General features: G+C 62.9%; 22 protein-coding genes. 12 read left to right on the plus strand and 10 right to left on the minus strand.

Annotation, left to right across the window (positions count from 1 at the left end):
• Positions 1 to 91 precede the first annotated feature (91 nt).
• Entirely contained in the window at positions 92 to 1,078 is a 987-nt protein-coding gene (locus C8K18_RS14170; RefSeq protein ID WP_107707837.1) for a LysR family transcriptional regulator, read from the plus strand.
• On the opposite strand, the gene C8K18_RS14175 is transcribed toward C8K18_RS14170, so the two are convergent.
• The 7 genes from C8K18_RS14175 to C8K18_RS14205 all read right to left on the minus strand — a co-directional run bounded on the left by C8K18_RS14175 (position 1,041) and on the right by C8K18_RS14205 (position 8,935).
• A complete protein-coding gene (locus tag C8K18_RS14175) occupies positions 1,041 to 1,826 on the minus strand; it encodes an alpha/beta fold hydrolase (RefSeq protein ID WP_107707838.1) in 786 nt (261 codons plus the stop codon). The genes C8K18_RS14170 and C8K18_RS14175 overlap by 38 nt on opposite strands.
• A 538-nt stretch (positions 1,827 to 2,364) precedes the next feature.
• Positions 2,365 to 3,051, minus strand: a complete 687-nt coding sequence (locus tag C8K18_RS14180; protein WP_107707839.1) for a septal ring lytic transglycosylase RlpA family protein — start codon at positions 3,049 to 3,051, stop codon at positions 2,365 to 2,367.
• Between the two features lie 83 nt (positions 3,052 to 3,134).
• Positions 3,135 to 3,947: a peptidoglycan DD-metalloendopeptidase family protein gene (locus C8K18_RS14185; RefSeq protein WP_107707840.1), complete on the minus strand. Its 813-nt coding sequence runs from the start codon at positions 3,945 to 3,947 to the stop codon at positions 3,135 to 3,137.
• A gap of 216 nt (positions 3,948 to 4,163) precedes the next feature.
• Positions 4,164 to 4,442, minus strand: coding sequence for a hypothetical protein (locus tag C8K18_RS14190; RefSeq protein ID WP_107707841.1), 279 nt, complete (start codon positions 4,440 to 4,442; stop codon positions 4,164 to 4,166).
• 250 nt (positions 4,443 to 4,692) lie between these two features.
• Positions 4,693 to 8,181 carry a DEAD/DEAH box helicase gene (locus tag C8K18_RS14195; RefSeq protein WP_107707842.1) on the minus strand — a complete coding sequence of 1,163 codons (3,489 nt, stop codon included), beginning with the start codon at positions 8,179 to 8,181 and terminating at the stop codon, positions 4,693 to 4,695.
• 245 nt (positions 8,182 to 8,426) lie between these two features.
• The gene (locus C8K18_RS14200; protein ID WP_107707843.1) at positions 8,427 to 8,675 is read right to left on the minus strand and encodes a hypothetical protein; all 249 of its coding nucleotides are present in this window, start codon (positions 8,673 to 8,675) and stop codon (positions 8,427 to 8,429) included.
• Between the two features lie 56 nt (positions 8,676 to 8,731).
• Positions 8,732 to 8,935, minus strand: a complete 204-nt coding sequence (locus tag C8K18_RS14205; RefSeq protein WP_006050307.1) for a CsbD family protein — start codon at positions 8,933 to 8,935, stop codon at positions 8,732 to 8,734.
• Between the two features lie 333 nt (positions 8,936 to 9,268).
• On the opposite strand from C8K18_RS14205, the gene C8K18_RS14210 reads away from it, so the two are divergent.
• The 7 genes from C8K18_RS14210 (at position 9,269) to C8K18_RS14245 (ending at position 16,248) form a co-directional block, all read left to right on the plus strand.
• A complete protein-coding gene (locus tag C8K18_RS14210) occupies positions 9,269 to 9,619 on the plus strand; it encodes a DUF4148 domain-containing protein (protein WP_053860580.1) in 351 nt (116 codons plus the stop codon).
• A gap of 164 nt (positions 9,620 to 9,783) precedes the next feature.
• Positions 9,784 to 10,509, plus strand: a complete 726-nt coding sequence (locus tag C8K18_RS14215) for an alpha/beta fold hydrolase (RefSeq protein ID WP_232292293.1) — start codon at positions 9,784 to 9,786, stop codon at positions 10,507 to 10,509.
• Between the two features lie 319 nt (positions 10,510 to 10,828).
• Positions 10,829 to 11,476, plus strand: a complete 648-nt coding sequence (locus tag C8K18_RS14225; RefSeq protein WP_107707845.1) for an isochorismatase family protein — start codon at positions 10,829 to 10,831, stop codon at positions 11,474 to 11,476.
• 147 nt (positions 11,477 to 11,623) lie between these two features.
• The gene (locus C8K18_RS14230) at positions 11,624 to 12,550 is read left to right on the plus strand and encodes an alpha/beta fold hydrolase (protein WP_107707846.1); all 927 of its coding nucleotides are present in this window, start codon (positions 11,624 to 11,626) and stop codon (positions 12,548 to 12,550) included.
• Positions 12,551 to 12,561: 11 nt separating this feature from the next.
• A complete protein-coding gene (locus tag C8K18_RS14235) occupies positions 12,562 to 14,337 on the plus strand; it encodes an MOSC and FAD-binding oxidoreductase domain-containing protein (protein ID WP_107707847.1) in 1,776 nt (591 codons plus the stop codon).
• A 122-nt stretch (positions 14,338 to 14,459) separates the two neighbouring features.
• A complete protein-coding gene (locus tag C8K18_RS14240) occupies positions 14,460 to 15,218 on the plus strand; it encodes a hypothetical protein (RefSeq protein ID WP_107707848.1) in 759 nt (252 codons plus the stop codon).
• A gap of 118 nt (positions 15,219 to 15,336) precedes the next feature.
• Positions 15,337 to 16,248 (plus strand): DMT family transporter, encoded by a 912-nt coding sequence (locus tag C8K18_RS14245; RefSeq protein ID WP_044021346.1) that lies wholly within the window; start codon positions 15,337 to 15,339, stop codon positions 16,246 to 16,248.
• Positions 16,249 to 16,269: 21 nt separating this feature from the next.
• On the opposite strand, the gene C8K18_RS14250 is transcribed toward C8K18_RS14245, so the two are convergent.
• Entirely contained in the window at positions 16,270 to 16,434 is a 165-nt protein-coding gene (locus C8K18_RS14250; protein WP_165919853.1) for a hypothetical protein, read from the minus strand.
• A 389-nt stretch (positions 16,435 to 16,823) separates the two neighbouring features.
• Here C8K18_RS14250 and C8K18_RS14255 point away from each other — a divergent pair, with 389 nt between their 5' ends.
• Both C8K18_RS14255 and C8K18_RS33305 read left to right on the plus strand, forming a co-directional pair.
• Complete coding sequence (locus C8K18_RS14255; RefSeq protein WP_107707850.1) at positions 16,824 to 17,573, plus strand: glutathione S-transferase family protein; 750 nt, start codon at positions 16,824 to 16,826, stop codon at positions 17,571 to 17,573.
• Between the two features lie 61 nt (positions 17,574 to 17,634).
• Positions 17,635 to 17,823 carry a hypothetical protein gene (locus C8K18_RS33305; protein ID WP_165919854.1) on the plus strand — a complete coding sequence of 63 codons (189 nt, stop codon included), beginning with the start codon at positions 17,635 to 17,637 and terminating at the stop codon, positions 17,821 to 17,823.
• 47 nt (positions 17,824 to 17,870) lie between these two features.
• Here the strand turns inward: C8K18_RS33305 and C8K18_RS14265 are convergent, their stop codons facing one another.
• Entirely contained in the window at positions 17,871 to 18,650 is a 780-nt protein-coding gene (locus C8K18_RS14265) for a DeoR/GlpR family DNA-binding transcription regulator (protein ID WP_107707852.1), read from the minus strand.
• Positions 18,651 to 19,102: 452 nt separating this feature from the next.
• Here C8K18_RS14265 and C8K18_RS14270 point away from each other — a divergent pair, with 452 nt between their 5' ends.
• A complete protein-coding gene (locus tag C8K18_RS14270) occupies positions 19,103 to 21,583 on the plus strand; it encodes an FAD-dependent oxidoreductase (protein ID WP_107707853.1) in 2,481 nt (826 codons plus the stop codon).
• Positions 21,584 to 21,631: 48 nt separating this feature from the next.
• Here C8K18_RS14270 and C8K18_RS14275 read toward each other — a convergent pair whose 3' ends face one another.
• On the minus strand, positions 21,632 to 21,898 hold the full coding sequence (locus C8K18_RS14275; RefSeq protein WP_006050319.1) for a DUF4148 domain-containing protein: 267 nt from the start codon (positions 21,896 to 21,898) through the stop codon (positions 21,632 to 21,634).
• A 259-nt stretch (positions 21,899 to 22,157) separates the two neighbouring features.
• On the opposite strand from C8K18_RS14275, the gene C8K18_RS14280 reads away from it, so the two are divergent.
• The gene (locus C8K18_RS14280; protein ID WP_029969024.1) at positions 22,158 to 22,892 is read left to right on the plus strand and encodes an anti-sigma factor; all 735 of its coding nucleotides are present in this window, start codon (positions 22,158 to 22,160) and stop codon (positions 22,890 to 22,892) included.
• Positions 22,893 to 22,945 lie beyond the last annotated feature (53 nt).

The raw sequence follows: 22,945 nt of genomic DNA on the forward strand, positions 1-22,945 counted from the left end.
GCAACAGTGGTTCGTTTGCGTCGATAATCGCGATTTTCCGCTCATGCGGGATAGCCCGCGCGGATCGCTGCGCAATCGAATCGAGGAACGCATGGACCGCTTGACTGGCATGGCCGTGTTCGTCGCCGCCGTCGACGACGGCAGTTTCGCGGCGGCAGCGCGCCGCTTTGGCCTATCGGCTGCGATGGCCGGCAAGTACGTCAGCGCGATGGAAGCGCAATTGAACGCGCGGCTGCTTCAGCGCAGCACGCGCCGCTTGAGCCTGACGGATGTCGGCCACGCATATTACGAGCGATGCAAGCGGATTCTCGACGCTTATGACGAAGCCAACCGGGAAGCCAGCGACGCGCACGGCACCGCGCGCGGTGTGCTCAGAGTCGCCGCGCCGGTCACGTTCGGAGCGATGCACCTGGGCGAAGTGCTCGCGCGATACATGGAGCAATTCCCGCACGTCAACGTTGAAGTTGCGCTGTCGGACCGCTACGTCGATCTGCTGGAAAGCGGTGTCGACGTCGCCGTGCGGATCGGTCGCCTGCGTGACTCCGCGCTGATCGCGCGGCGGCTCGCGCCCTGCCGCATGGTGATCTGCGCGTCGCCGGACTATATCGCACGCAACGGCATGCCGCGCAGCCCCGACGACTTGCGGCAAGCGCCGCGGCTCACGTTCAGCGAAGCGGTGTCCGTCGGCGACTGGACGCTCTTCGACAGCGAACGACGCGCGCACGTAATCGACGGGCCCTGCCGGCTCGCCGCCAACAATACGCAGATGCTGCTTGCAGCCGCGCTCGCCGGTGCGGGCGTCGTCTACGGACCGACGTTCGTATTCGGCGAACAGATCGCATGCGGAAAGCTGGTCGAACTGCTGCCCGAGTATCAGGCGTCCGATCTCGCGATTCAGGCGGTCTATCCGAGCGCGCGCCATCTGCCGCTGAAGGTGCGCCACTTCCTCGACTACCTCGCGGCTGCTTTCGGCGACGAGCCGCCGTGGGATCGCTTCAGGCAAGCACGGGCGGCACGCGCGAATCCGCGCCGCTCGCTCGCTACGAAGCGCCCAGTTCGCCAACGAACTGCCGGATGATCGCCGCGAGCGCCGACGGCGCTTCGAGTGGCGACAGATGTCCGGTGCCCGCCAGCACTTGCAGACGCGAGCCGGCAATTCGCGGCAGCAACTCCGCGCGCAACGTGTCCACGCGATCGACCTGATCGAGTTCGCCGGCCACCACGAGCACGGGCACCTTGATCGAGCTGACCTCGTGCGTGATGTCCTCGAGCATCGCGGCGTTCGGCCAGGCTGCTCTCGCTTGCGGCGCACCACGCAGGCTGTCGGCAATCACCTGCTCGCGCAGCGCCGGCGTGAGTGGATTCGCGCTCAGCACGTTATCCAGCACCCATTCGATCGATTCACGCGAGTCGTACGCCGCCGCCATCACGGCGCGCTGCTCGTCGGGAAGCACCATCGGCGAAGGCGGCGACGGCGCGACGAGCACGACGCCCTGCAGTCCTTCGGGCCTGCGCGACGCGAGCAGTTGCGCGACCTTGCCGCCCATCGAGTGCCCGACGAGCACATAGCGCGAGAGCTTCAGTGCTTCGATGACATCGTTCGCATCGTTGGCCAGATCCGCGATCGTATAGCCTTGCTCCGGCGCCGCGGAATTGCCCCATCCGCGATGGTCGACGGCAATGCTCCTGTGCGCGCTCGACAGTTCGCCTGCAACCGCGTCCCACGTGCGCGACGATCCGCCCCAGTAGTGCAGAAACACGAGTGCCGGTTCGCCGCTGCCCCGCTCTCTGACATGAATCGTTGTTGCCCTCGTCCGGATATCCATAGCAATGCTTCTTGCCAATGCTCGTTGCGCGTAAGTGAACGGTGCGGGCTTGCCTGCAACCGTGGCCACATTGTGGATTTCGTCGAGCCATCCGATAAGCGCTGTTCTTCTTTATACGGTCGATCGCCGCGCGATCGGATCGGACGTGGAGCGAACGCCGGCGCAAGGCGTCGCGCGCAAAAAAACGGCATCGTCCCGCATGAGACGATGCCGCTCAAAAAACACCACACGCTCGCGGGGGCTACCACACGAGTGCTCAAAAAATAGCTGCTAAGAAAGTCTTCCTCAAGATGAAAGAAGTACTTTTGTAACGACGCAGGCGGTAGTTATTACGCACGCCGTAATAGCTGTGAGCCCGCAAGCAATGCTGCATGCGGCATCAAAAAACTTACGACCAAAGAGCCGCAAAACAGCGCGTTTTACACAAGCGATGATTTGTTACAGTCCGCTGTTGCGTATAACACCGCGGAAGACCGGCGGCCGTCACCCATACGTAAGCCCGCTGAAACCAACTGGCAGGCATGAGCGACGCGTCACATCAGACCGGCTGATCCATGCAGCGACGCGTGCCGTCGGCGCCGCGCACCGGCGCGATGTGTTCGAGCGTGACCTGTGCATGGCCCGCCGCGCGAACGCCGAGCGCTTCCGCGGCGGCATACGAAAGATCGATGATGCGACCGCGCGCGAACGGCCCGCGGTCGTTGATGCGCACCACCACCGAGCGCGGCCGGCCGTGCGCCGTCACACGCACGCAAGCGCCTAGCGGCAACGTGCGATGCGCCGCCGTCAACGCATGCATGTTGTAGCGTTCGCCGCTCGCGGTTCGGCGTCCGTCGAAGAGCTTGCCGTACCACGAAGCGAAGCCCGTTTGCTGAAAGCCCTTGCCGCAGGCGCAGGCCGGCACGATGGGCGAATCGTCGGCGCTGGACTGAGTGTCGGTGTCTGCATCGGCGTTCGCGTCTGCGTCCGCGTGCGGCTGCCGGTGCGCGTGCGGCTGCGGGGCCGACGCGAGCGGCACGCCGGCAGCGTCCGCACCGACGCCGTCGCTATGTTTCGAGCGCGATCCGCCCGCGCCTCGCAGCGTGTGAATGGCCGGGGCGTCGAAGCCCGACGGGCTTACGCCCGCGTCGGGTTGCGCGCAGCCAGCCAGCACGAGCGCGGCGCCTAACAATGCAAGCGCCGATGAAAGGCGGCCTGTCGAACAACTGCGGAAATCAGAGATCATGAGCGTTGTCGCGCGCGCCGCGCTGCGTGAACAGCGCCGCGCGTCGTGTGCGGTCTGGTGGGTTCGGGGAAACAAACGCCGGCTTAATGGCGCTTGGGAAGGTAGGCAAGCGGATCGACGGGTTTGCCGTCCTTGCGTACTTCGAAATGCACGGACGCATCGCCGGCGGCGTCCGCGGAAACTTCCGCAATGGCCTGCCCTTTCTTGACGGGTGCGCCTTCCTTGACGAGCAGCGCGCGGTTGTTGCCGTAAGCGGTCAACAAATGCGAGTCGTGCTTGACGATGATGAGCTGGCCATAACCGGCGATGCCGCCGCCCGCATAGACGACGCGGCCGCTCGCCGCGGCTTTGACCTGTTCGCCAGCGCGCGTGGCGATCGTCACGCCCTTGGTCTTGCCGGCCACGAACGGCTCGGTGACCGCGCCGCTAACGGGCCAGGCAAGCCGCGCTTTGGCGTCGGCGGCGGTGGTCAATGCGGCATCCGTGTGCTTGTCCGCTGTTGCGGCCGCGCGCTGATCCGTTGCGGCCGCAACGTTCTGCGTTGCCGCGGGCGGAGCGACGCGCAATATCTGCCCGGCGCGCAGCGAGCCATCCGCGGAAAGACGATTCCATTGCGCGATCGCCGACGCGTCGCGGCCGAAGTCGTGCGCAATGGCCGTCAGCGTATCGCCCGGATTCACGCGATAAAACCCCGCGGGCACGGTCGGCGGATTCAACGCGGCCGACGCATTGCCGGCCGTCCAGGCCGAGATCGGATCGTAGGACGAACTGACCGGCGCTTCGAGCAACGGCGTGCTCGGCGAAAGCAGCGAGCAGCCGCTCAGCGCGCCGGCCAATGACCATGCGAGCAGCTTCAGAACGCGCGGCGCTGCGCGTCGGGGCAAACAGATTTTCATTAACGGATGAGAAGAGATCGTGATCTTGCCGAGCGGCGTTTCAGCGCTCGCGTTTTTGTGTGTGCGCTAATGCAACCATGCAATCATGCAAATCGGCGTCGCGGCCGGATGGCGCTCTTCATGCCGATGTGAAGCGAATGCGGGCGAATGCGGCGATGCGGGCCGATGCGCTCGCTCCGGCCCGCTTCTTCGCAGACTCGCTAACCGACGGAAAAATTACGGCTTGGCAGGCGCTGCTTCGTCGGCTACGGGCGCGCTGTTGTCGTCGCCCTGTGCCGTCGATGCCGCATGCTTATGCGCGTGCTTGTGCGCGTGCTTGTGCTGCTTCTTCGCGTGATGATGCGCGGCTACCGGCTCGCCTTCGTGCGTTGCGGCCGAAGCTGCATGCATCGGAGCCGCTTGCGGCGCGGAAGCAGCTGCGGGCGCGGAGGCTTGCGCGAAAGCGGCGATCGAGAACAGACCAGCGACGGCGGCGGCGAGAAGTTGCTTGTTCATGACGGTGTTTTCCTTAACGTATGCGTTGACTGACCGATTAATGGTCGCGTGTTCAACGAGTGCGAAAAGAAACCGTTGACGGCATCAGGTCAAACTCAGCAATCCTTGACGATTTGTGACGCCTTTGAACAGTAGCGAGTCAGATGTGACGAGATTTGAATACGATGAAAACGCGGGCTTTAGAGCGGCACGGCGTTTTTGAAAGACGCGTGGTTGTGATCGACACGCACGGTCGTTGCGACCGCGCGCGTCACTTCGAGCCTTCCAGCTCGGGCATCGGCGCAAAGAGCGCGTCGAGGTCGTCGTCGGAGAATTTGGCGGCGCCCGCGGCGTCTTCGGAGAGAATGCTGTCGGCGAGGCCCGCCTTCTGCTCCTGTAATTCCACGATCTTTTCTTCGATGCTGCCTGCCGCGATCAGCTTGTAGACGAACACGGGCTTGTCCTGACCGAGCCGATGCGCGCGGTCGGTGGCCTGATTCTCGGCGGCCGGATTCCACCAGGGGTCGTAGTGAATCACCGTGTCGGCGGCGGTCAGATTCAGACCCACGCCGCCCGCCTTCAGGCTGATGAGGAACAACGGCACTTCGCCTTGCTGAAAACGCTGCACGGGCGTGACGCGGTCGGTCGTGTCGCCCGTCAGGATCACGTAGGGAATCGCGGCTTCGTCGAGCGCTTGCGCGATCAGCGACAACATGCCGGTGAACTGCGAGAACAGCAGAACGCGGCGGCCTTCGTCGATCAGTTCGGGCAGCATCGAGAGCAACAGATCGAGCTTGGCCGAACGCACCCCCTTCTCTGTTTTATCGGAAGCCCGTGCCGTATGAGCGCTCGAACCTTCGCTAACTTCGCCGACGTTCTGAGCAGTCCGCAGCGTGCGCACGAGACGCGGATCGCAACACACCTGCCGCAACTTCAGCAGCGCATCGAGCACGATGATGTGGCTGCGCGCGAGGCCCTGCGCGCTCACCGCGGCGCGCACCTTTTCCTGCATCGCCGTGCGCACGGTTTCGTAGAGATCGCGCTGCGCGCCTTCGAGATCGACGGAACATACAATCGTCGTCTTGGCCGGCAGTTCTTTCGCGACCTCGTCCTTGCGACGCCGCAGCATGAATGGCCGGATGCGGCGCGCGAGCAGCGAGCGGCGCACGCCGTCGTTATTCTTTTCGATCGGATTGCGCCAGCGGCGCGTGAAGTCCTTCTGGCTGCCGAGAAATCCGGGCAGCAGAAAATCGAACTGCGACCACAATTCGCCGAGGTGATTCTCGAGCGGCGTGCCGGTCAGACACAGACGATGGCGCGCGCTCAAACCACGGATCGCCTGCGCGGCCTTCGTCGTGGCGTTCTTCACGTACTGCGCTTCGTCGAGAATCAGCAGGTGATATTGATGTTCGGCGAGCACCTTCTGATCGCGCCACAACAACGCGTACGTCGTCAGAATCAGTTCGTGTTCGCTGATCTGCTCGAAGCGCTCCTTGCGCTGCGGGCCGTTGAGCACCAGCACTTTCAGCTCGGGTGCAAAGCGTCGCGCTTCCTCGCGCCAGTTGTGCACGAGTGTGGTCGGCACGACGATCAGCGCGGGCTTGTCGAGCCGTCCGGCCTCTTTCTCCGCGAGAATGTGCGCGAGCGTCTGCACGGTTTTGCCGAGGCCCATGTCGTCGGCGAGCACACCGGCAAGACCTTGCTCGCGCAGATACTGCATCCAGTTCAGGCCCTGCTGCTGATAAGCGCGCAATTGCGCGCGCAAGGCCGCGGGCACCGGCACCTCGCGCAAACGCGGACCGGCTTGCAGACGCTCGGCGAGCCGGCGGATCGAATCGTCGCCACGGAATTGCCAGCGGCCTGTGTCGCTCAACGCCTGCAGGCGGCCTGCGTCGACGGACGGCACGCGCAGCGGCGCACCATCGGCGAGCGACCCGCCGAGCGAATCGAACAGATCGACCAGCACACGCACCACCGGTTTGAGCCGGTCGGCGCGCAGCCGCAAGCGCTTATTCTCTTCGGTCTTGAGCTCGATCGGCTCGTCGTCGGCGATGGCTTCGAGCGCGCCGCCAAGCCAGCGCCGGTCGCGCCGGAACAGATCGGCGAGCAGCGGTTCGAGCCGCACGTTGCGCTCGCCGATGCGGATGCCCATTTCCAGATCGAACCACCCGTCGCCGGCCTGATGCGCGGTGCCGTCGATTGCATCGATCTCGATCACGTTGTAGCGGAACTCGGGCGCCATCGTCACACGCCAGCCCTTGCTGACGAGTTCGGGCACGGCGTCGTTGACGAACGCGGACCACGCTTCGGCATCGGGCAAGCCGAGCATCGTGTCGGGTAACAGACGCGACGCGAACACGCGGCTCGTGGGCACCTTCTGCAACCCGGTCTTGCGCAGTTCGAGCAGGCGCTTTTTCTCGGCGTCGTAGCGGCGGCGAATATGGATGACGTCGCCGCCCGGCATGGGCACGAGCGTGACGCTGCTGTCCACGTTGATGCTGACGCCGTCGTAGTCGAAGCTCACGCCGGCCAGTTCGACGGCCTGGCTTTTGGCGACGTTGCCCGCCTTGCCAGGCTTGCTGGTCTTTCCAGCGGACGGCAGCGCGTGGCTGTTCAGCGTAAGCACGGGCACGGGTTCGACATCGATCACGCGAATCGCCGATGTGTCGTGGGTAGGCGGCAACGGCAACTCGGGCGCGACTTCGCGCAGCACGGACGCGACGAGCGGCGCTTCGGCCAGCGAGATCGGCGGCATCGCGAGGTAGTCGGGCAATTGCTGGAACGGCAGCGACGAGCGCACGATGCCCGCCTCCCGCGCGTCGCCATCCACGTACCAGACGGGCTCGGTCGGCAGCACCATGCTCGCGCGCGGCTCGGTGCGCAGCACGGGACGCAGACGCTGGTCGGCGAGCGGTTCCCATTCGATGCGCCCCGGCCGGTCGGCGGCGCGCGCGAGCGGCGTCGGCGCGTCATCGCCGGGCGCGAGCTTGAAGTCGAAGAAGAGGCGCCCGGTGGCGATCAGCTTTTGCAGCATTTCCGCGCCGCTCGTGCCGCGCAGAATAAATTGCCCGAAGTCTTCGCGCGAACGGCCAAGCCACAGGCCGCGCAGAATCGACAGATCTTCGTCCGACACGAACCGGGGTTGCTTGAGCAGCGCCGACTCTACATTGCCCCACGTCTCGCCGACCTCGACGATGCGGCCATCCGCATCGCAGCGCGCGCGATACAGCACGACCTCGTGGCGCATGTGGAAGTCGGACCAGTTGAGCCGGTAGGCGAGCGTTTCGGTGCGGGCGGCAGCCGTTTTCTGAGCGGCGGCATCGGCGGCTTCGGCGCGCGCACGGAAGCGTTCGAGCCAGCTCACGAGCTCGGGGCGCACGCCCTGCGGCGGACCGAAGCGTTCCACCGACGCACGTTGCGTTACGAGCGGCGCGCTGTCGCTGCGCTCATCGTCGTCGACGCGAATGATGTGGTCCATCTCGTCGTGATACTCGAGCTCGGCAAGCAGCAGCGCGGCCACATGCTTGCAATTGCGGCCGACCGGACAACTGCAATCGCTCTGCGCCCACGGCGTGCCGCCGTCCGTGCGAAAGCGCACGCGGGTTCGGTAGGGCTCGGGCTGGCTGCCCTGCACGTCGCCCGTCAGTGTGGCTCCGTGCCATTGCATGTTGGTGACAGGGCCGACCGCGCGCGCCTTGGCGACGGTGTGATCACCGAGCCACTCTGCAATCCGTTCGCGATCAAAGAAAACTGACGACATCAGCGTGCATCCTCTTCAAGCCGGCGAAGGCAAGCGGCGCGATGGAATCGATTCGGCGGACGGTGCGTTGTCTACCGCCACGATTTTTCGAAGCGTTGCTTGCCAGTGATAACCGGCCATTTTACGCGTTGGCGGGATTCGGCTGTGCGAGGTGGCGCTCGTGGGGATGGGTTGTGGGTGGGGATTGTTAATGGCTCGCGATGCAAGCGGCAACGCGCGACGCGCACCAATTTGGACAGCGGCGCTTATTCGCCGAGTGGGTCGTCGCTGCCCAAGGCGCTGTCTATCTGGCGGCGCGCGTCGTCGAGCGCCGCGCCGATTGCGGCCGCGCCGCGAAAACGCGAGCGGCTCTGGCGCGGCGCGGTCCACTCGCCGTTGTCCGGTTGACCGCCGTCGTCACGTTGTATTCGCGTGGTCACCGTCGAGCCGCCTGCGGGATCGTCTTCCGCGAGAACGGTCACCGTGAAACCGCGATGAGTGTGCACTTCCTGCATCCGACTGCTCCTTCCGATCGGTGAGCTGAGCCAAGACTGGCCGCACTTCTCGAGCATTAAAGGTTGGACGGATTGCCCGGATCGACCTTGCCTTTCTCGATGTTGTCCGTCTGGTCGCCGAGCTCCTTGCGGTTATCGCCGGTCGTGATCTGCGCCTCGCCCTTCGCCTTGCGGCCCTCGTTTCCGGTGATCGAGCCAACGCCCTTGTTCACGAAGCCTTTGAGCTCTTCCTTGATTCCTTCACGCTGATCCTTGTTCATCTTCGTTCCTCCGGTAAAAAGTCCGCCTCTTAAAGCGGTTTGGGCCAGCGCGCAACCTGTGGAGGTTGTCTTGCGTTAGTCGCCATCGTTCGTCACCGGATGCGAGCAAACCCCGTACCCGCTTCCCGCAATGCGACACGGCAATCGGATCGATTGTGAAAATCTTTTGGAATAAGCACGCGGCGCCCGTGTTTGCCCCCATGTAGACCAAAGCCGAACCGATATCGACCGATAATCGAAATCACCCGAGCACCGATCCGGCTTGTCGTTATCACTGTCCCGCTGGCTAACTCATGGTCCAGCAAATTTTAATTTTATTTAGGAGTTCCTATCATGTCGAAACTGTTCGTTGCTCTTGCACTCGCCGCTGCCACGCTTGGCGCTCCCGTTCTCAGTTTTGCTCAGTCGAGCGCCCCGCTGACGCGCGCAGAAGTTCGGGCGGATCTTGTTCGCGTCGAGCAGGCGGGCTATAACCCGAGCCGAGGTGATGACGTCAACTACCCGGCTGATGTCCAGGCGGCAGAAGCCAGGATCGCCGCACAGAACGACGGGCAACTGACTACGCAAGCTGTCGGCGGTGTCGCGCAGCGTGGCACTTCCGCCGCGGGCACACGGCTTCAGACGGCGATGAGCTCCGGCTGCGTCGGCCCGGTTAGCTACTGCAATATCTACTCCGGCAGTTAAGTGGCCCTGCTCAGCGACTCCGTCGTGCATTGACACGCGATGTCGTTTAGCGTCGCCCGCTCTTCAAATCAAACCTTTTTCGTTGGAGTTTCAAAGTGAAGATTTTTCCTTTCGCAGTATCGACCTTGACCTTGGCCGCCAGTCTTTTGGGATCCGCTGGCGCAATGGCGCAAACCACGCAACCCGCTACGGCGCCGATCAAGAACATCGTTCTGGTTCATGGCGCGTGGGTCGACGGCTCGGGGTGGAAGCCGGTCTACGACATCCTCACCAAAGACGGTTATCACGTCACGATGGTGCAGGAGCCGCTGACGTCGCTCGACGACGACGTGGCCGCCGCGAAACGCGTCATCGATCTGCAGGATGGCCCCACCATTCTGGTCGCGCATAGCTACGGCGGCTCGGTTATCACCGAGGCGGGCGTCGATCCGAAAGTGGCCGGTCTGGTGTACGTTGCAGCGCATGCACCGGCAGTCGGCGAAGACGAAAGCGACCTCGGCAAGCAGATGCCCAGCTATACGTCGAAGCAGGCAGGCGCAATCAAAAAAACCGACGACGGCTACACCTATCTGAATCCCGCCGACTTCGCGAAGGATTTCGCGGCGGATCTGCCGCTGAAGGAAGCCGAGTTCGAATCACGCTCGCAGATCCTGACGGCCGCGAAAGTTTTCTCCGCGCCGATGAAAGTGGCCGCGTGGACCATGAAGCCGAGCTGGGGTATCGTCGCGGCCGACGACAAGATCATCAATCCGGATCTCGAACGCTTCTATTACCAGCGCGCGCATAGCCATACCACGGTGTTGGCGGGTGCAAGCCATTCGGTGTATGAGTCGCGCCCGAAGGAAGTGGCCGCGGTGATTGAAGACGCAGCAAAGCATGCGCAGCAGTAATGCATCTGGCGGCGCATGGATACGCTGCGCGTTATTCGACGCGCGCAGAAGTGGCTCGAACGCGATTCAGCTTTTGCATATGAATGGCACCTCGATGGTGCGGAGTCGACATCACAGCAAAAGCACGATCGCGTTCATCGCCAGAGAGGATAGACATGCCGCGCACCACGTTCGCATGACACGATGTTCTCTCTCGCGAAAGGGGCCACAGTCGCACCAAAATTCCGCATTGCTAAACGGTAGCGACTAACCTACGCTTCCTAACACTTCATGTAAGCGGAGGCTCGACGGCCATCCGTTTCTCTACTGAGGACCCGGCATGAACTGTGATCCAACCGATACGGCCGTGGTCTTCATCGACCCCCAGAACGACGTGTTGAGCCCGACGGGAAAGAATTGGGGTGCGGTGGGTGCGAGCGTCACGGAAAACAGAACCGTCGAAAACATGTTGAGGATCTTCAAGGCCGCAAAAGCCGCGAAGATCAATGTATTCATATCTCCGCATTACTTCTTTCCGACCGATCGCGCGTGGCAGTTCAACGGCCCGCTCGAAGCGGACGAATTCGCAACCGGTACGTTCGCGCGAGAAGGCGCTTTGAACCTCCAGGGATTCGAAGGCTCGGGCGCGGATTGGCTGGCTGAGTTCAAGCCTTACATTGATGACGGCCAGACCATCGTCGTGAGTCCGCACAAGGTCTTCGGTCCGCAAACTAATGACCTTGTACTGCAATTGCGCAAACGTCACATGAGCAAAGTCGTGCTCGGCGGCATGCTCGCCAACATGTGCGTGGAAGCGCATTTGCGCGACCTGCTCGAGCAGGGCTTTGAAGTGTCGGTCGTAGCCGATGCGACCGCGGGGCCACGTCATCCCGTCTGGGGTGATGGCTATAAAGCGGCCATGATCAACTATGCGTTTCTCGCGCACGCGGTGGTATCCACTGACGACGTCGTCGCCGCAATGACTTGATCCTGGTGTCGGCGTCCGAACTTCCTCGCTTCACATGCCTTTCTTGCAGCGTATTTCTGTAGCTCTCACACAGTGCTGAGCCGCGGCTCGACATCCTCGAGCAAAGAAGGTGATCGCGGACCGGCCATCCGAACAAGGAGCATCGCAATGGCCAGTCCAGCCTCGAGTACTTCGTCTGCTGCCGACCGCACCGGTCCTGCCGTTCCCGTCACCTATCATCGAATCGCGGTGGTGGATGGATTGAAGATCTTTTACCGACAGGCCGGACCGCTCGACGCTCCCGTTGTGCTGCTATTGCATGGTTTTCCAACCTCGTCGCATATGTTCAGGAACCTGATTCCTGCACTCGCCGACCGCTATCACGTGATTGCACCGGACTATCCCGGCTATGGTCAGAGCGACATGCCGGACCGTGCCGAATTCGCCTACACGTTCGACCGCTACGCTGAATTAGTGGACGGCCTGCTCGACCAACTCGGCGCGGATCGGTACACGATGTATGTCATGGACTATGGCGCGCCCGTCGGCTGGCGGCTTGCTCTGAAGCATCCGGATCGCGTGGCGGGTTTTATCGTCCAGAACGGAAACGCCTATGACGAGGGCCTCAAGGCATTCTGGGACCCCATCAAGGCGTATTGGGCCGACGGCTCGGACGCGAGCCGCAAAGCATTGCTGCCGCTGCTCACGCTCGAGACAACCATCTTTCAATATACCGATGGCGTGTCCGACCGCACGCGTGTTTCTCCGGACAACTGGGTCCATGACCAGGCGCTGCTCGATCGCCCCGGCAATAACGACATCCAGCTCGACCTGTTCTATGACTACCGGACCAATCTGCCTCTTTACCCGAAGGTGCAGGCGTATTTCCGTGAGTTCAAGCCGCCGATGCTGATCGTCTGGGGCAAGAACGACGCCATCTTTCCGGCGGACGGCGCGTATCCGTACAAAGAAGATTTGCCGCACGTCGAGACTCATCTGCTCGACACGGGTCATTTCGCGCTCGAAGACAAGGCTGACGAGATGGTGCCGCTGATACGCGACTTCCTCGCCCGAAAGATCGACTCAAGAACGTAATTGAGGCTTGCATGGCTCAACTGCTATCGGTGAATGTCGGGCTTCCGCGCGACATCGACTGGAATGGCCGCACTGTCCACACCGGGATCTGGAAGAACCCGGTGCCGGGTCGCTGTTGGGCCAGGCGGCTGAATCTCGATGGAGACGGCCAAGGCGATCTCGCTGGACACGGCGGTGAGCAGCGAGCCGTCTTCGTCTACCAGATCGAATCGTACCGTTACTGGCAGGAGCAGTTGAAACGATCCGATCTCGTCTACGGCCAGTTCGGCGAGAACTTCACGATCGAGGGAATGCCCGACTCAGCGGTGTGCATCGGCGACCGTTATCGGATCGGCAACGCACTGTTCGAAGTCAGTCAGCCTCGGGTCACCTGCTACCGCGTCGCGATTCGGATGAACGAGCCGCGGATGCCCGCTTTGCTGACATCCAGCGGACGGCCCGGCTTCTACTTGCGCGTCCTGCAAGAAGGCGAAGTCGGCGCAGGCGACGAGATCGTGAAGGTCGGAGAGGCAACGGAGCGGATGACAGTCGCAGAGGTCAACGCGCTCCTCTATTCGCCCGATCATCCGCGCGATCGGCTGGAGCGCGCATTGCGAATCGAGGCGCTTTCGCCGGGATGGCGCTCTTCGTTCGAGGCGTTACTGCAAAGCCGCATGAGCGGCGAGGCGAGCGGCAGCGCGGGCGGTAACGCGGGCCTCGCGCCCGCAGCGGCGACGCATCCGGCTCCGCCCGGGTTTCGACCGCTCACAGTGGCGGCCATCGAGCCGGAGTCCGCGGACGTCCTCTCTCTCACGTTGACGAGCGCGGACGGCCAGCCGCTCCGACCCGCTCTGCCCGGCCAGTATGTGGTGCTGCGTCTTCAAAGGACCGTCGACGGCCCGCCGCTTTTTCGCAGCTACTCGCTCTCGGGTGCTGCATCGACGGAACGCTATCGAATCAGCCCGAAGATCGAGCCGAATGGCGCGGCTGGAAACTATCTGAGGGAGCATGTGCGTGTTGGCGATGCGCTCGATGTCAGTTCGCCGCGCGGGAGCTTCACTCTGCAGGAAGGACTGCGGCCCGTTGTGCTCGTCAGCGCGGGAATCGGCGCGACGCCTCTTCTGGCAATGCTCCACGCGCTGTCGACGGCACGCTCGACGCGGCAGGTCTTGTGGATGCATGCCGCCCGCGACGCGCAGCACCATCCATTCGCCGCCGAAGCGCGCCGCCTGGTGCTGTCGCTGGCTCACGGCCGCAGTCACGTCCGTTACAGCAGGCCCGGCTTGGGCGACCGGATGGGCGAGGATTTCGACGCGACCGGTCGCCTGTCGCGAGCGGTCCTGGACGAGGTCGGCGTCCCGCGAGACGCGGACTTCTATCTCTGCGGACCGACTGTCTTCATGGCGGATATGAAAGAGGCACTCGCGGCCTTCGGCGTGCCGCCCGAATGGACTCACGTCGAAATCTTCAACGGCGGGGAGTCGATGACGCCTGGCATCGCCGGCGTACCCACGCGAGTTCCACATCTGCCTGAAGACGCTGTGAACACCGGTCCGCTGGTATCGTTCGCGCGCAGTGGCATCGCCGCGCACTGGAACGCGTCGGCCTATCAGAGCATTCTCGAACTCGCCGAGGCATGTGACGTGCCCGTCCGTTGGTCGTGCCGCAGCGGCGTCTGTCACAACTGCGAGAGCGGGTTGATCTCGGGGTCCGTCGCGTATGAGCCCAATCCGCTGGATTCACCTGCGGCAGGGAATGTGCTGATTTGCTGCGCGAGGCCGCATGGTGATGTGGTGATCGATATTTGAGTGGCGTGGGCGGTGGGTCGGCGCCGGGGGCGCCGTGTGGGCCAATCTGAGACGTTCGACATGGTGACCCGGATCGTCGACAATCCGCATGCTGGACGATCCAGAACGATTGAAAATAACGTATGAAAACCAACAAAAATTTCTTCTGTATGGCGCTATGCGTGTCTTTGCTTGCGGCCGCTACGTCTGCAGACGCCGGGTGGTATGAAATCAGAAACTATGTCGGCACGATTGGTAGCATACCGGTTCATATGTCGTTGCAGACCCACGATGACACAAACCAGAACGACTCTGCTCACTGGCGAGTCGATGGCAGTTATTACTACGATGCCCATCGCGTGCCCATTCCATTGCAAGGAAAACGCCAGTCGAACGGGCAGATGCAGTTATGCGAGGCAGTAGAGCCTGTTTCGTTTGGCGATTCGCCCAAGGTACCTTCCGCTTCCCCTACGCACCCTGCCCCTTGTCCCATTGCATTAAATATCAGCGATAGAGGAGCACAGGGAGAGTGGCGGGATGGTAAAAACGTTCTACCGATCACGCTCCAACAGGCTGGCACGCTTGACGACACCGGACTCGATAATCCCCGAGTAGTCGGCGTTGTCGAAATACCGATGTGGCATCACACGAAGGACCACCTGTTGCTGGGTGTGTATCAGTCGTCGACTGATTGTTCGTTGTCGATGGTTCGTTTGCGTCTCATCAATATCAAAAACGGGCAAATCGATAAAGACATGAAATTCGACTGCGGCGCGGGCATCGTCGCCACCTCAATCTATGCCAACGTCTATCGTGCAAAGAATCCCCATCACGCGACCGTCATATTTCAGGGCGGCTACCATGGAATGGGCGACGACCGGGATGTTGCGGTCGAGCCGTAAGCGTTTCGCAAACCAGTGATTGTCGCGCGTGCTGACGTTGCACTGCTAAGGTACCGTCGACGCGCCCACATAAATCCTCGACAATCAGGGCTCTCGTAGTCCCGATTGACATTGATTTATGAGGCTTAGTGTGCCCCTTCTTTCGACGGTGGGAAATCAGACAACGTCTTTGCGCAGCATCTGCTTGATACTCGTTTCGATGTTTTGCTTCGCCGTTGTTGACGCACTTGGCAAGTCCGTCGCGCTCCAGTATCCGGCGAATGAAGTGACATTCTTCCGGATGCTATTTGGGTTAGTCCCTGCTATCGCGGTGTGCTTGCGTGGTCGTCCCCTGACCGACAGACTGCGAAGCATGGACGTACGCGGACAGCTTGTCAGGTCGTTGACTTTGCTTGGCGCATCGGCGTGTTTCTTCGCTGCCTTGCCTTACGCTCCGTTGAGCGAGGCGGTCGCGATCGTCTATTCAGAAACATTATTGGTTATCGTGCTCGCTCCAATGTTGCTGCAGGAAAGATTGATGCGCCGGGACGCGCTTGCGGCACTAGTCGGGTTCGTGGGTGTTCTGTTCGTAGTTCGTCCCGATGGATCTCACTCAAGTTGGCTCGGGCCGGTGCTTCTTATCGTCTCTGCAATTTTCGGCGCGTTATCGATTATTCAGATCAAGCGAATCCGGCCGACCGACGACTCCGGGACGACTGTCCTGTTTTTCACGTTTGTCGGCACAGTTGTAATGGGCGCGTCACTGCCGTTTGCATGGCGTACGCCATCGATTGAAGCTTTGGGCTTGATGGCGTGGCTTGGCGCATTCGCCACAGCAGGCCAGCTCCTGATGACCATGGCATTCCGTCAGGCCGACGCCGCAGCCCTGGCTCCGTACAATTACACCAGCATCGTCTGGGCAGTGCTGTTCGGCTACGTCTTTTGGGGCGAGACCGTCAGCGCCGTCTCGCTGGCGGGAATCGCGATGATTGTCGGAAGTTCGATAGCCGTCGCGCTACGAGGGCGGCAGGCCGAGGGACCTTCTGTTTGACGGGGCATCAAGGAAGCAGCCCTACCCCTTATTGAACACGTTCACCACCCGCGACATGGATTTCGCTGCCAGCACGAGCAGAGCGCTGGTTGGACTGTAGTCGACGTTGTACATCAGGTCGATAAAGTAGAAGATGGATAGTGCGATGAGCGGGTGGTACATCGCGCGGCTTATCAGGCGTTTCATCGGCATCTCACGCTGTATCTTTTGCACCAACCGATAAGCCACTGTGCCTAAACCGATCTGCGCAAGTCTGGTGGCGCGCCAGGATTCCGGAACCGGTGGAAGGTTTGGCTGCGAACGACGGATGACCTTGAAATGTCACGTCCCATCCTGTGACGGACTTTGCCTCGCGCAGGCCGTTGCCGTCCTGCCCGTGCGTCGACATTTTTTGCCCGACCGTCCAGGTGTTGCCGACGCTTCGCCTGCCCGTTGCAGCGCGTCCAGGAAGATTGTCCGGTCCTACTGAAAAAGCGCGCCGTTTGTTGCACGCAGTTCATCCACAGGCGTCAGGCTGCGCTTGCCACGTTGCGGTGGATGTCCGTCAACGCCGTCCGTCAATCAAGGGGACCAGGATGCGCAAGCTGTTCTTCACGACAGGATCGCCTTTCGCTCGTGCCGTCCGTATCGTGCTTGTCGAGAAGGGACTCGATTTTGAGCGCGAGGAGACCTTCACGACACCCAGCGTCGAAGAGCGTGCGAAGGTCGCGCCGACGCTTCAGGTTCCTACGCTGGTCGACGGCAACCTGACGCTTTGGGATTCCGCTGTGATCATCGATTACCTCATGTCCACGTATCCAGGCGCGCCTGCGCCCCCAGGCATGGAGCCCCTGGCATCCGACTATGTGCGCGCGACGGAACGCTGGCACGACAAGCTCGTTCTCGCGACGTTACAGACGTTCGGCGTATCGACGACGATGGTGTCGCAGTTGCAGTGGTCCGGCGTCAGGCATGAAGAAAATGTTCACGCCGCGCGATGTGCGATGCGCAACCAGTATCTTCTCGACTGGTTCGAGACCCAGCTTGTCGGCGCTGACGGCGCTTTCGTCCCCGGTGTCATTTCGGCTCAGGACATCCTGCTCACCTGTGTTTGTCAGTTCATCGAAACGCGTCCGTTGCGATTGTCCTGGCGCTCCCCTGCCCGACCCAAGCTTGCGTCGTTGGTCGCTCGAATGGAAAGGCGACCTTCTGTGCGACAGGAAGCGGCACTCTGGTGGGAGCCGGGGGTGACATACGCGACTGCTGCCGAAGTGGAATGGGCAAAACATAAAACCATTCGTGACGGGCTGAGCTTCAGCGAATGGACGTCGCAGTCGGCAAGTTAAGGTTGCCGACAAACTGCCTGACGTCGTCCAGCACGGGTTGCTGGTCGCCCGCGAAGACCCAGTGATCCGCACCGTCGAGCCCGACGAAGCGCGCCTGCGCGATGTGGCTGGCGAGATGCCGGCCGGCGCCGATGCGAACTTGAGATCGTTCGCTATGAGAATCGGTCGCGACATCGGTTGGAGTTCGATCGGAATGGACTACGAAAAAGCAAACGGAAACCGTCGTCCGAATTCGTTGAACAGCCCTTGACCTCAAAACGAGTCGCGATCTAACCCATTCGAGATACCAGCACCGCCCTACGCTTCCTCGCGCGCCGGTACGCCCACAACCACCTCCACCCCCGCCGCCGCCAGCAATTGCCCAAGCGCCGACGCCGGCGCCTCATCAGTCACCAGCACGTCGACGCAATCCGCGCCGAACGCGTGCAGCAGCGCGCTATGGCCGAACTTCACGTGATCGGCGGCGACCACGCGGCGCTCGGCCTGCGCGAACGCCGCCAGCGAAAACGCGACGTCTGCCGGCAGTGCATCCATGAAATGCCCGCGCATGTCGATCGCCGTCACCGATACGATCGCGTAGCGCACGTGGAACTGGCGCAAGAAAGCCTGCACGCTGTCGCCGACCGCGGCGGCGTCGTCGGCCCGCACTTCGCCGCCCGCGATGAACACGCGGTTGCCGTTGTGCGGCGCGAGCAGCCGGGCCACTTCGATCGAGTTGGTGATGACCGTCAGCCGCGAACGCGCCCCTAAGGCCCGCGCGATGTGCACGCAGGTGCTGCCGCCGTCGAGAATCAGCGAATCGCCGTCGCTGACCAGTTCGGCGATGCGCGCGCCGATGGCCCGCTTGCCCGCGAGACTCGCCGCCATGCGCCGTTCGAACGGCGGCTCGTCGAGGCGCTCGGGCAGCATGATGCCGCCGTGAACCTTCAGCAGCAGACCCTGCTCGATCAACGGCTTGATATTGCGGCGGATGGTTTCGTCGGACACCTCGAATCGCGCGGCAAGTGCGGTGATCGTGCAGGTGCGCTGCTCGCGGACGAGCCGCAGGATTTCAGCCTGGCGTTGGGTCGAGAGCATGGAGTCGGGCGGATGAAGGGTGCGGTGAGTTTAGCAAAACGACGGGCTGATGTGGGATTTCCCACATATTTCCACATCGGGCGGCATAGCCCTTGGTCCACGGCGTGCGAGACGCCGGAGCGACGCCCGACGCCTACCGCAGCGTTCACAGCCGAATGTGCAAGCGGCTTCGCCGCAGCCTTCGCTGGATCTTTGCCAGCCCGCCGTCCCAACGCCCTTCCCAACGCCCTTCCCAGCCATGTTCCCAACCGACCTCGCAGCCGTCTTCGCTGCTGTCCCGTGCGGAAGATAACTCGCCCTCAGACTGATCCGAGCGCACGTCGATCGCTCACCTACCGCCAAAATACGTCCACCACATGACACCACCAACCACCACACAGCCTCACCTCTCACGTTGCATTCCGTGCACTTATACGGCAATCTACGCACACCAACGCCACCAATAACCACACATGTCCACACCCCTCCCCCAACAAACCCGCGTCGTCATCATCGGCGGCGGCATTATCGGCTGCTCGGTCGCCTACCACCTGACCAGGCTCGGCTGGACCGACGTCATCCTGCTCGAACAAGGCCAGCTCTCTTGCGGAACGACGTGGCACGCGGCCGGCCTCGTCGGCCAGTTGCGCGCGCAGGAAAGCATGACGAAGCTGATCCGCTATTCGACCGCGCTTTACGCCGAACTCGAAGCGGACACCGGTCTTGCCACCGGCTGGAAGCAATGCGGCTCGCTGTCGGTGGCCCGCACGGCCGAGCGGATGACGCAACTAAAGCGCACCGCCGCCGTGGCCCGCGCGTACGGCGTCGCCTGCGAGGTGGTCGGCGCGCGCGAAGCCGGCGACCTATGGCCGGTCATGCGCACCGACGACCTGCTCGGCGCCGTCTGGCTGCCGGGCGACGGCAAGGCCAACCCAACCGATCTCACGCAGGCGCTCGCCCGCGGCGCTCGCATGCGCGGCGCGCGCATCGTCGAAAACACCCGCGTCACGGCGATCCACACGCGCGACGCGCACGGCTCTCGCGAAGCAACCGGCGTCGCCTGGCGCAACAAGGACGGCCACGAAGGCTCGATTAGCGCGGACATCGTCGTGAATTGCGCGGGCCAGTGGGCCAAAGCCGTAGGCCGACTGTGCGGCGTCACCGTGCCGCTGCACTCGGCCGAGCACTACTACATCGTCACGGATCGCATCGAAGGCGTGCACCCGGATCTGCCGGTCATGCGCGATCCCGACGGCTTCATCTATTTCAAGGAGGAAGTGGGCGGCCTCGTGATGGGCGGTTTCGAGCCCGACGCCAAACCGTGGGGCATGAACGGCATTCCCGAGAACTTCGAATTCCAGCTTCTACCCGACGACTGGAATCAGTTCGAAATCCTGATGACTAACGCGCTGCAACGCGTGCCCGCGCTCGAAACCGCACAGGTCCGCCAGTTCTATAACGGACCCGAATCGTTCACGCCCGACAACAACTTCATGCTCGGCGAAGCACCTGAATTACGGCGCTTTTTCGTCGGCGCGGGCTTTAACTCGATGGGCATCGCTTCGGCGGGCGGCGCGGGCATGGCGTTGGCCGAATGGATCGTCGCGGGCGAGCCGACCATGGATTTGTGGCCCGTCGATATTCGCCGCTTCGCGCGCTTTAACGGCAACGACGCGTGGCTGCACGATCGCGTGAAGGAGACGCTCGGCCTGCACTACGCGATGCCGTGGCCGAATCGCGAACTGGACAGCGCGCGGCCGCTGCGCCGCTCGCCGCTGTACGCGCTGCTGCGCGAGGACGGCGCGTGCTTCGGCAGCAAGATGGGTTGGGAGCGCGCCAACTTTTTCGCGCCGACGCCCGGCGAAGCACGCGTCGACTACACCTTCGGCCAGCCGGACTGGCTGCGTGCGAGCGGCGCCGAACACCGCGCCTGCCGCGAAGGCGTGGCGCTTTTCGACATGACGTCGTTTTCGAAATTCCTGGTCAAAGGACGCGACGCGCAAAGCGTGCTGCAAAGCCTCGTCACGAACGACGTCGACGTACCGCCCGGCACGGCCGTCTATACCGGCATGCTCAACGAACGCGGCAATTACGAATCGGACTTCACGCTCACGCGCATCGCCGCGGACCAGTACCTGCTCGTCACCGGCACCGCGCAAACCACGCGCGACTTCGACATGATCGAGAGAGCGATTCCGCGCGACAAACATTGCGTGCTCGTCGACGTCACCAGCCAATATGCGGTGCTCGCCGTGATGGGCCCGCGCTCGCGCGAACTGCTGCAAAGCGTATCGAAAGCGGACTGGCGCAACGAAGCGTTCGCGTTCGGCCAAAGCCGCGAGGTCGACATCGGCTATGCGACGGTGCGCGCAACGCGCCTCACCTACGTCGGCGAACTGGGCTGGGAACTGTACGTGCCGGTCGAATTCGCCGTCGGCGTGTACGAGGCGTTGCGCGAAGCGGGCAAAGCGTTTGGCCTCGTGAATGCAGGCTACTACGCGATCGATTCGCTGCGGATCGAAAAAGGCTACCGCGCATGGGGCCGCGAACTCACGCCGGACACGAATCCGTTCGAAGCCGGCCTCGCGTTCGCGTGCAAGCTCGACAAGGACATTCCGTTCCGCGGCCGCGACGCCCTGCTGAAACTGCGCGACGAGCCGCTGCGCCGCCGCATGGTCGTGCTGAGCGCGGACGGCGCCGCGGATCGCATGCTATGGGGCGGCGAAGCGATTCTCCGCGACGGCAAGCCAGTCGGCTTCGTGAGCTCGGCGGCGTTCGGCCACACGCTCGGCTGCCCGGTGGCGATGGGCTACGTGAACAATCCCGATGGCGCAGCCGACGCCGCGTATCTGACGAGCGGCGCCTACGCAATCGACGTGGCCGGCGAATCGCTGCCGGCCACGCTTCACCTGAAGGCGCCGTACGACCCGCGCGGCGAACGCGTGCGCGCGTAGCCAGGCGTTTGTTCACGAGCCGCGCCGCTCCTCGGCGCGCGCCGCGGTTCAATTCATGCTGTCCGTCGACGCGCTTTCGCTTGCCATGCGGCTTGCCGCCGCTTCGGCGGCGAGCGCCAGCTTGTGCTGCTCGACCTGATGCGCGAACACGGGGCTGACATCCGGGTACGATGCGTCGGTCACGTAGTCGAGGCCGTTCTGTTGTGCCTCGATCAGTTCCTGGTAGACCTGGGCGCGCGTTTTTCCTTCCGCGAAAACATTCGACGATGCGGCAAGGACGACGACGGACAATGCGGCGAAAGCGATCTTCTTCATGATGAACTCCGGTGAGTTGTGTGCGGGTTTGCATCAGGGAGAACCACGCTTTGCCGGCTTTTATTCCTGGGCGCGGCGCAAGTAAAAAACATTTCCGCGCGACGGAATAAAGCGCGCCGCGAACCGGTTTGCCCGGGTCTGGACGACGCCTCGCTCACGCGGTAAAAGAACTTCTGAAAGACGCCGCGCGAGCGGAATAAACCGGCGTACAACCGTGTTTGCACCTCAACAGCCGAACCCCGGCCGGAGAACTTGCATCATGAAACCGACCGACGCCCCCGCCGATTCACCGCTTTCCGAAGCCGACGTTCAGGCCTACGCCGACGGCACGCTGTCGCCGGCGCGCGCCGCGTTTTTGCGCGACTATCTGGGCCGCGATCCGGCGGAAGCCCGCCGCGTCGCCTTTTACGGCTCGCTGAACGAGCAGATTCAGCGCTCGTTTCAGACCGCCGACGAACCCGCGTCCACGGCGTTCAAAGCCCGGCGCGGCGCGCGCGGCCGCTGGCGCAACGTTGCCGGCAAGCCGCGTGTGCGCAAGGCGGTCAGAGCGCTGGTCGCCGTCGTCATCGCGTGTGCGGCGGTGAGCGGCTGGTTTGCGGCGACTCAGGTGACGCAGCAGGCGCTCAACAATGCCGCCGTGATGGCGCTGGCGGAAACGGTGGCCGCTCCTTATCCGGCGGCATCGCCGACTCGCCGGGAGCCGTCCGCGCCCGACCTCGAGGCAATCGGGCTGCGGCTCGTCGATGAGCGCGTGCTGTCGCTCGGCCTGTTGCAGCGCGCCACCGCATTCGTCTACCTAAACGGCGACAACCAGCCGGTGATCCTGCTGTCGACGCTCGCCCTGCTCGCGCCTGCGCAGCCGCAGTGGTCCGCGCGCCGCATCGGCGATGTGCGTCTGTTGACGTGGACCGCGCAGCGGCAACGCTTCGTGGTCGCGGGCGACGCGCGCACGCACGGCCTGATGCGCGCCGCCGACGTCATGACGATGCCATGAGCGCCCACGCAGTCGTACACGCGCGATGACTCGCCGCATCGACGGGAATAGAA

It is taken from the genome of Paraburkholderia sp. GV068 (assembly GCF_003058125.1).
In the GTDB taxonomy this organism is placed as follows: Bacteria; Pseudomonadota; Gammaproteobacteria; order Burkholderiales; family Burkholderiaceae; genus Paraburkholderia; species Paraburkholderia graminis.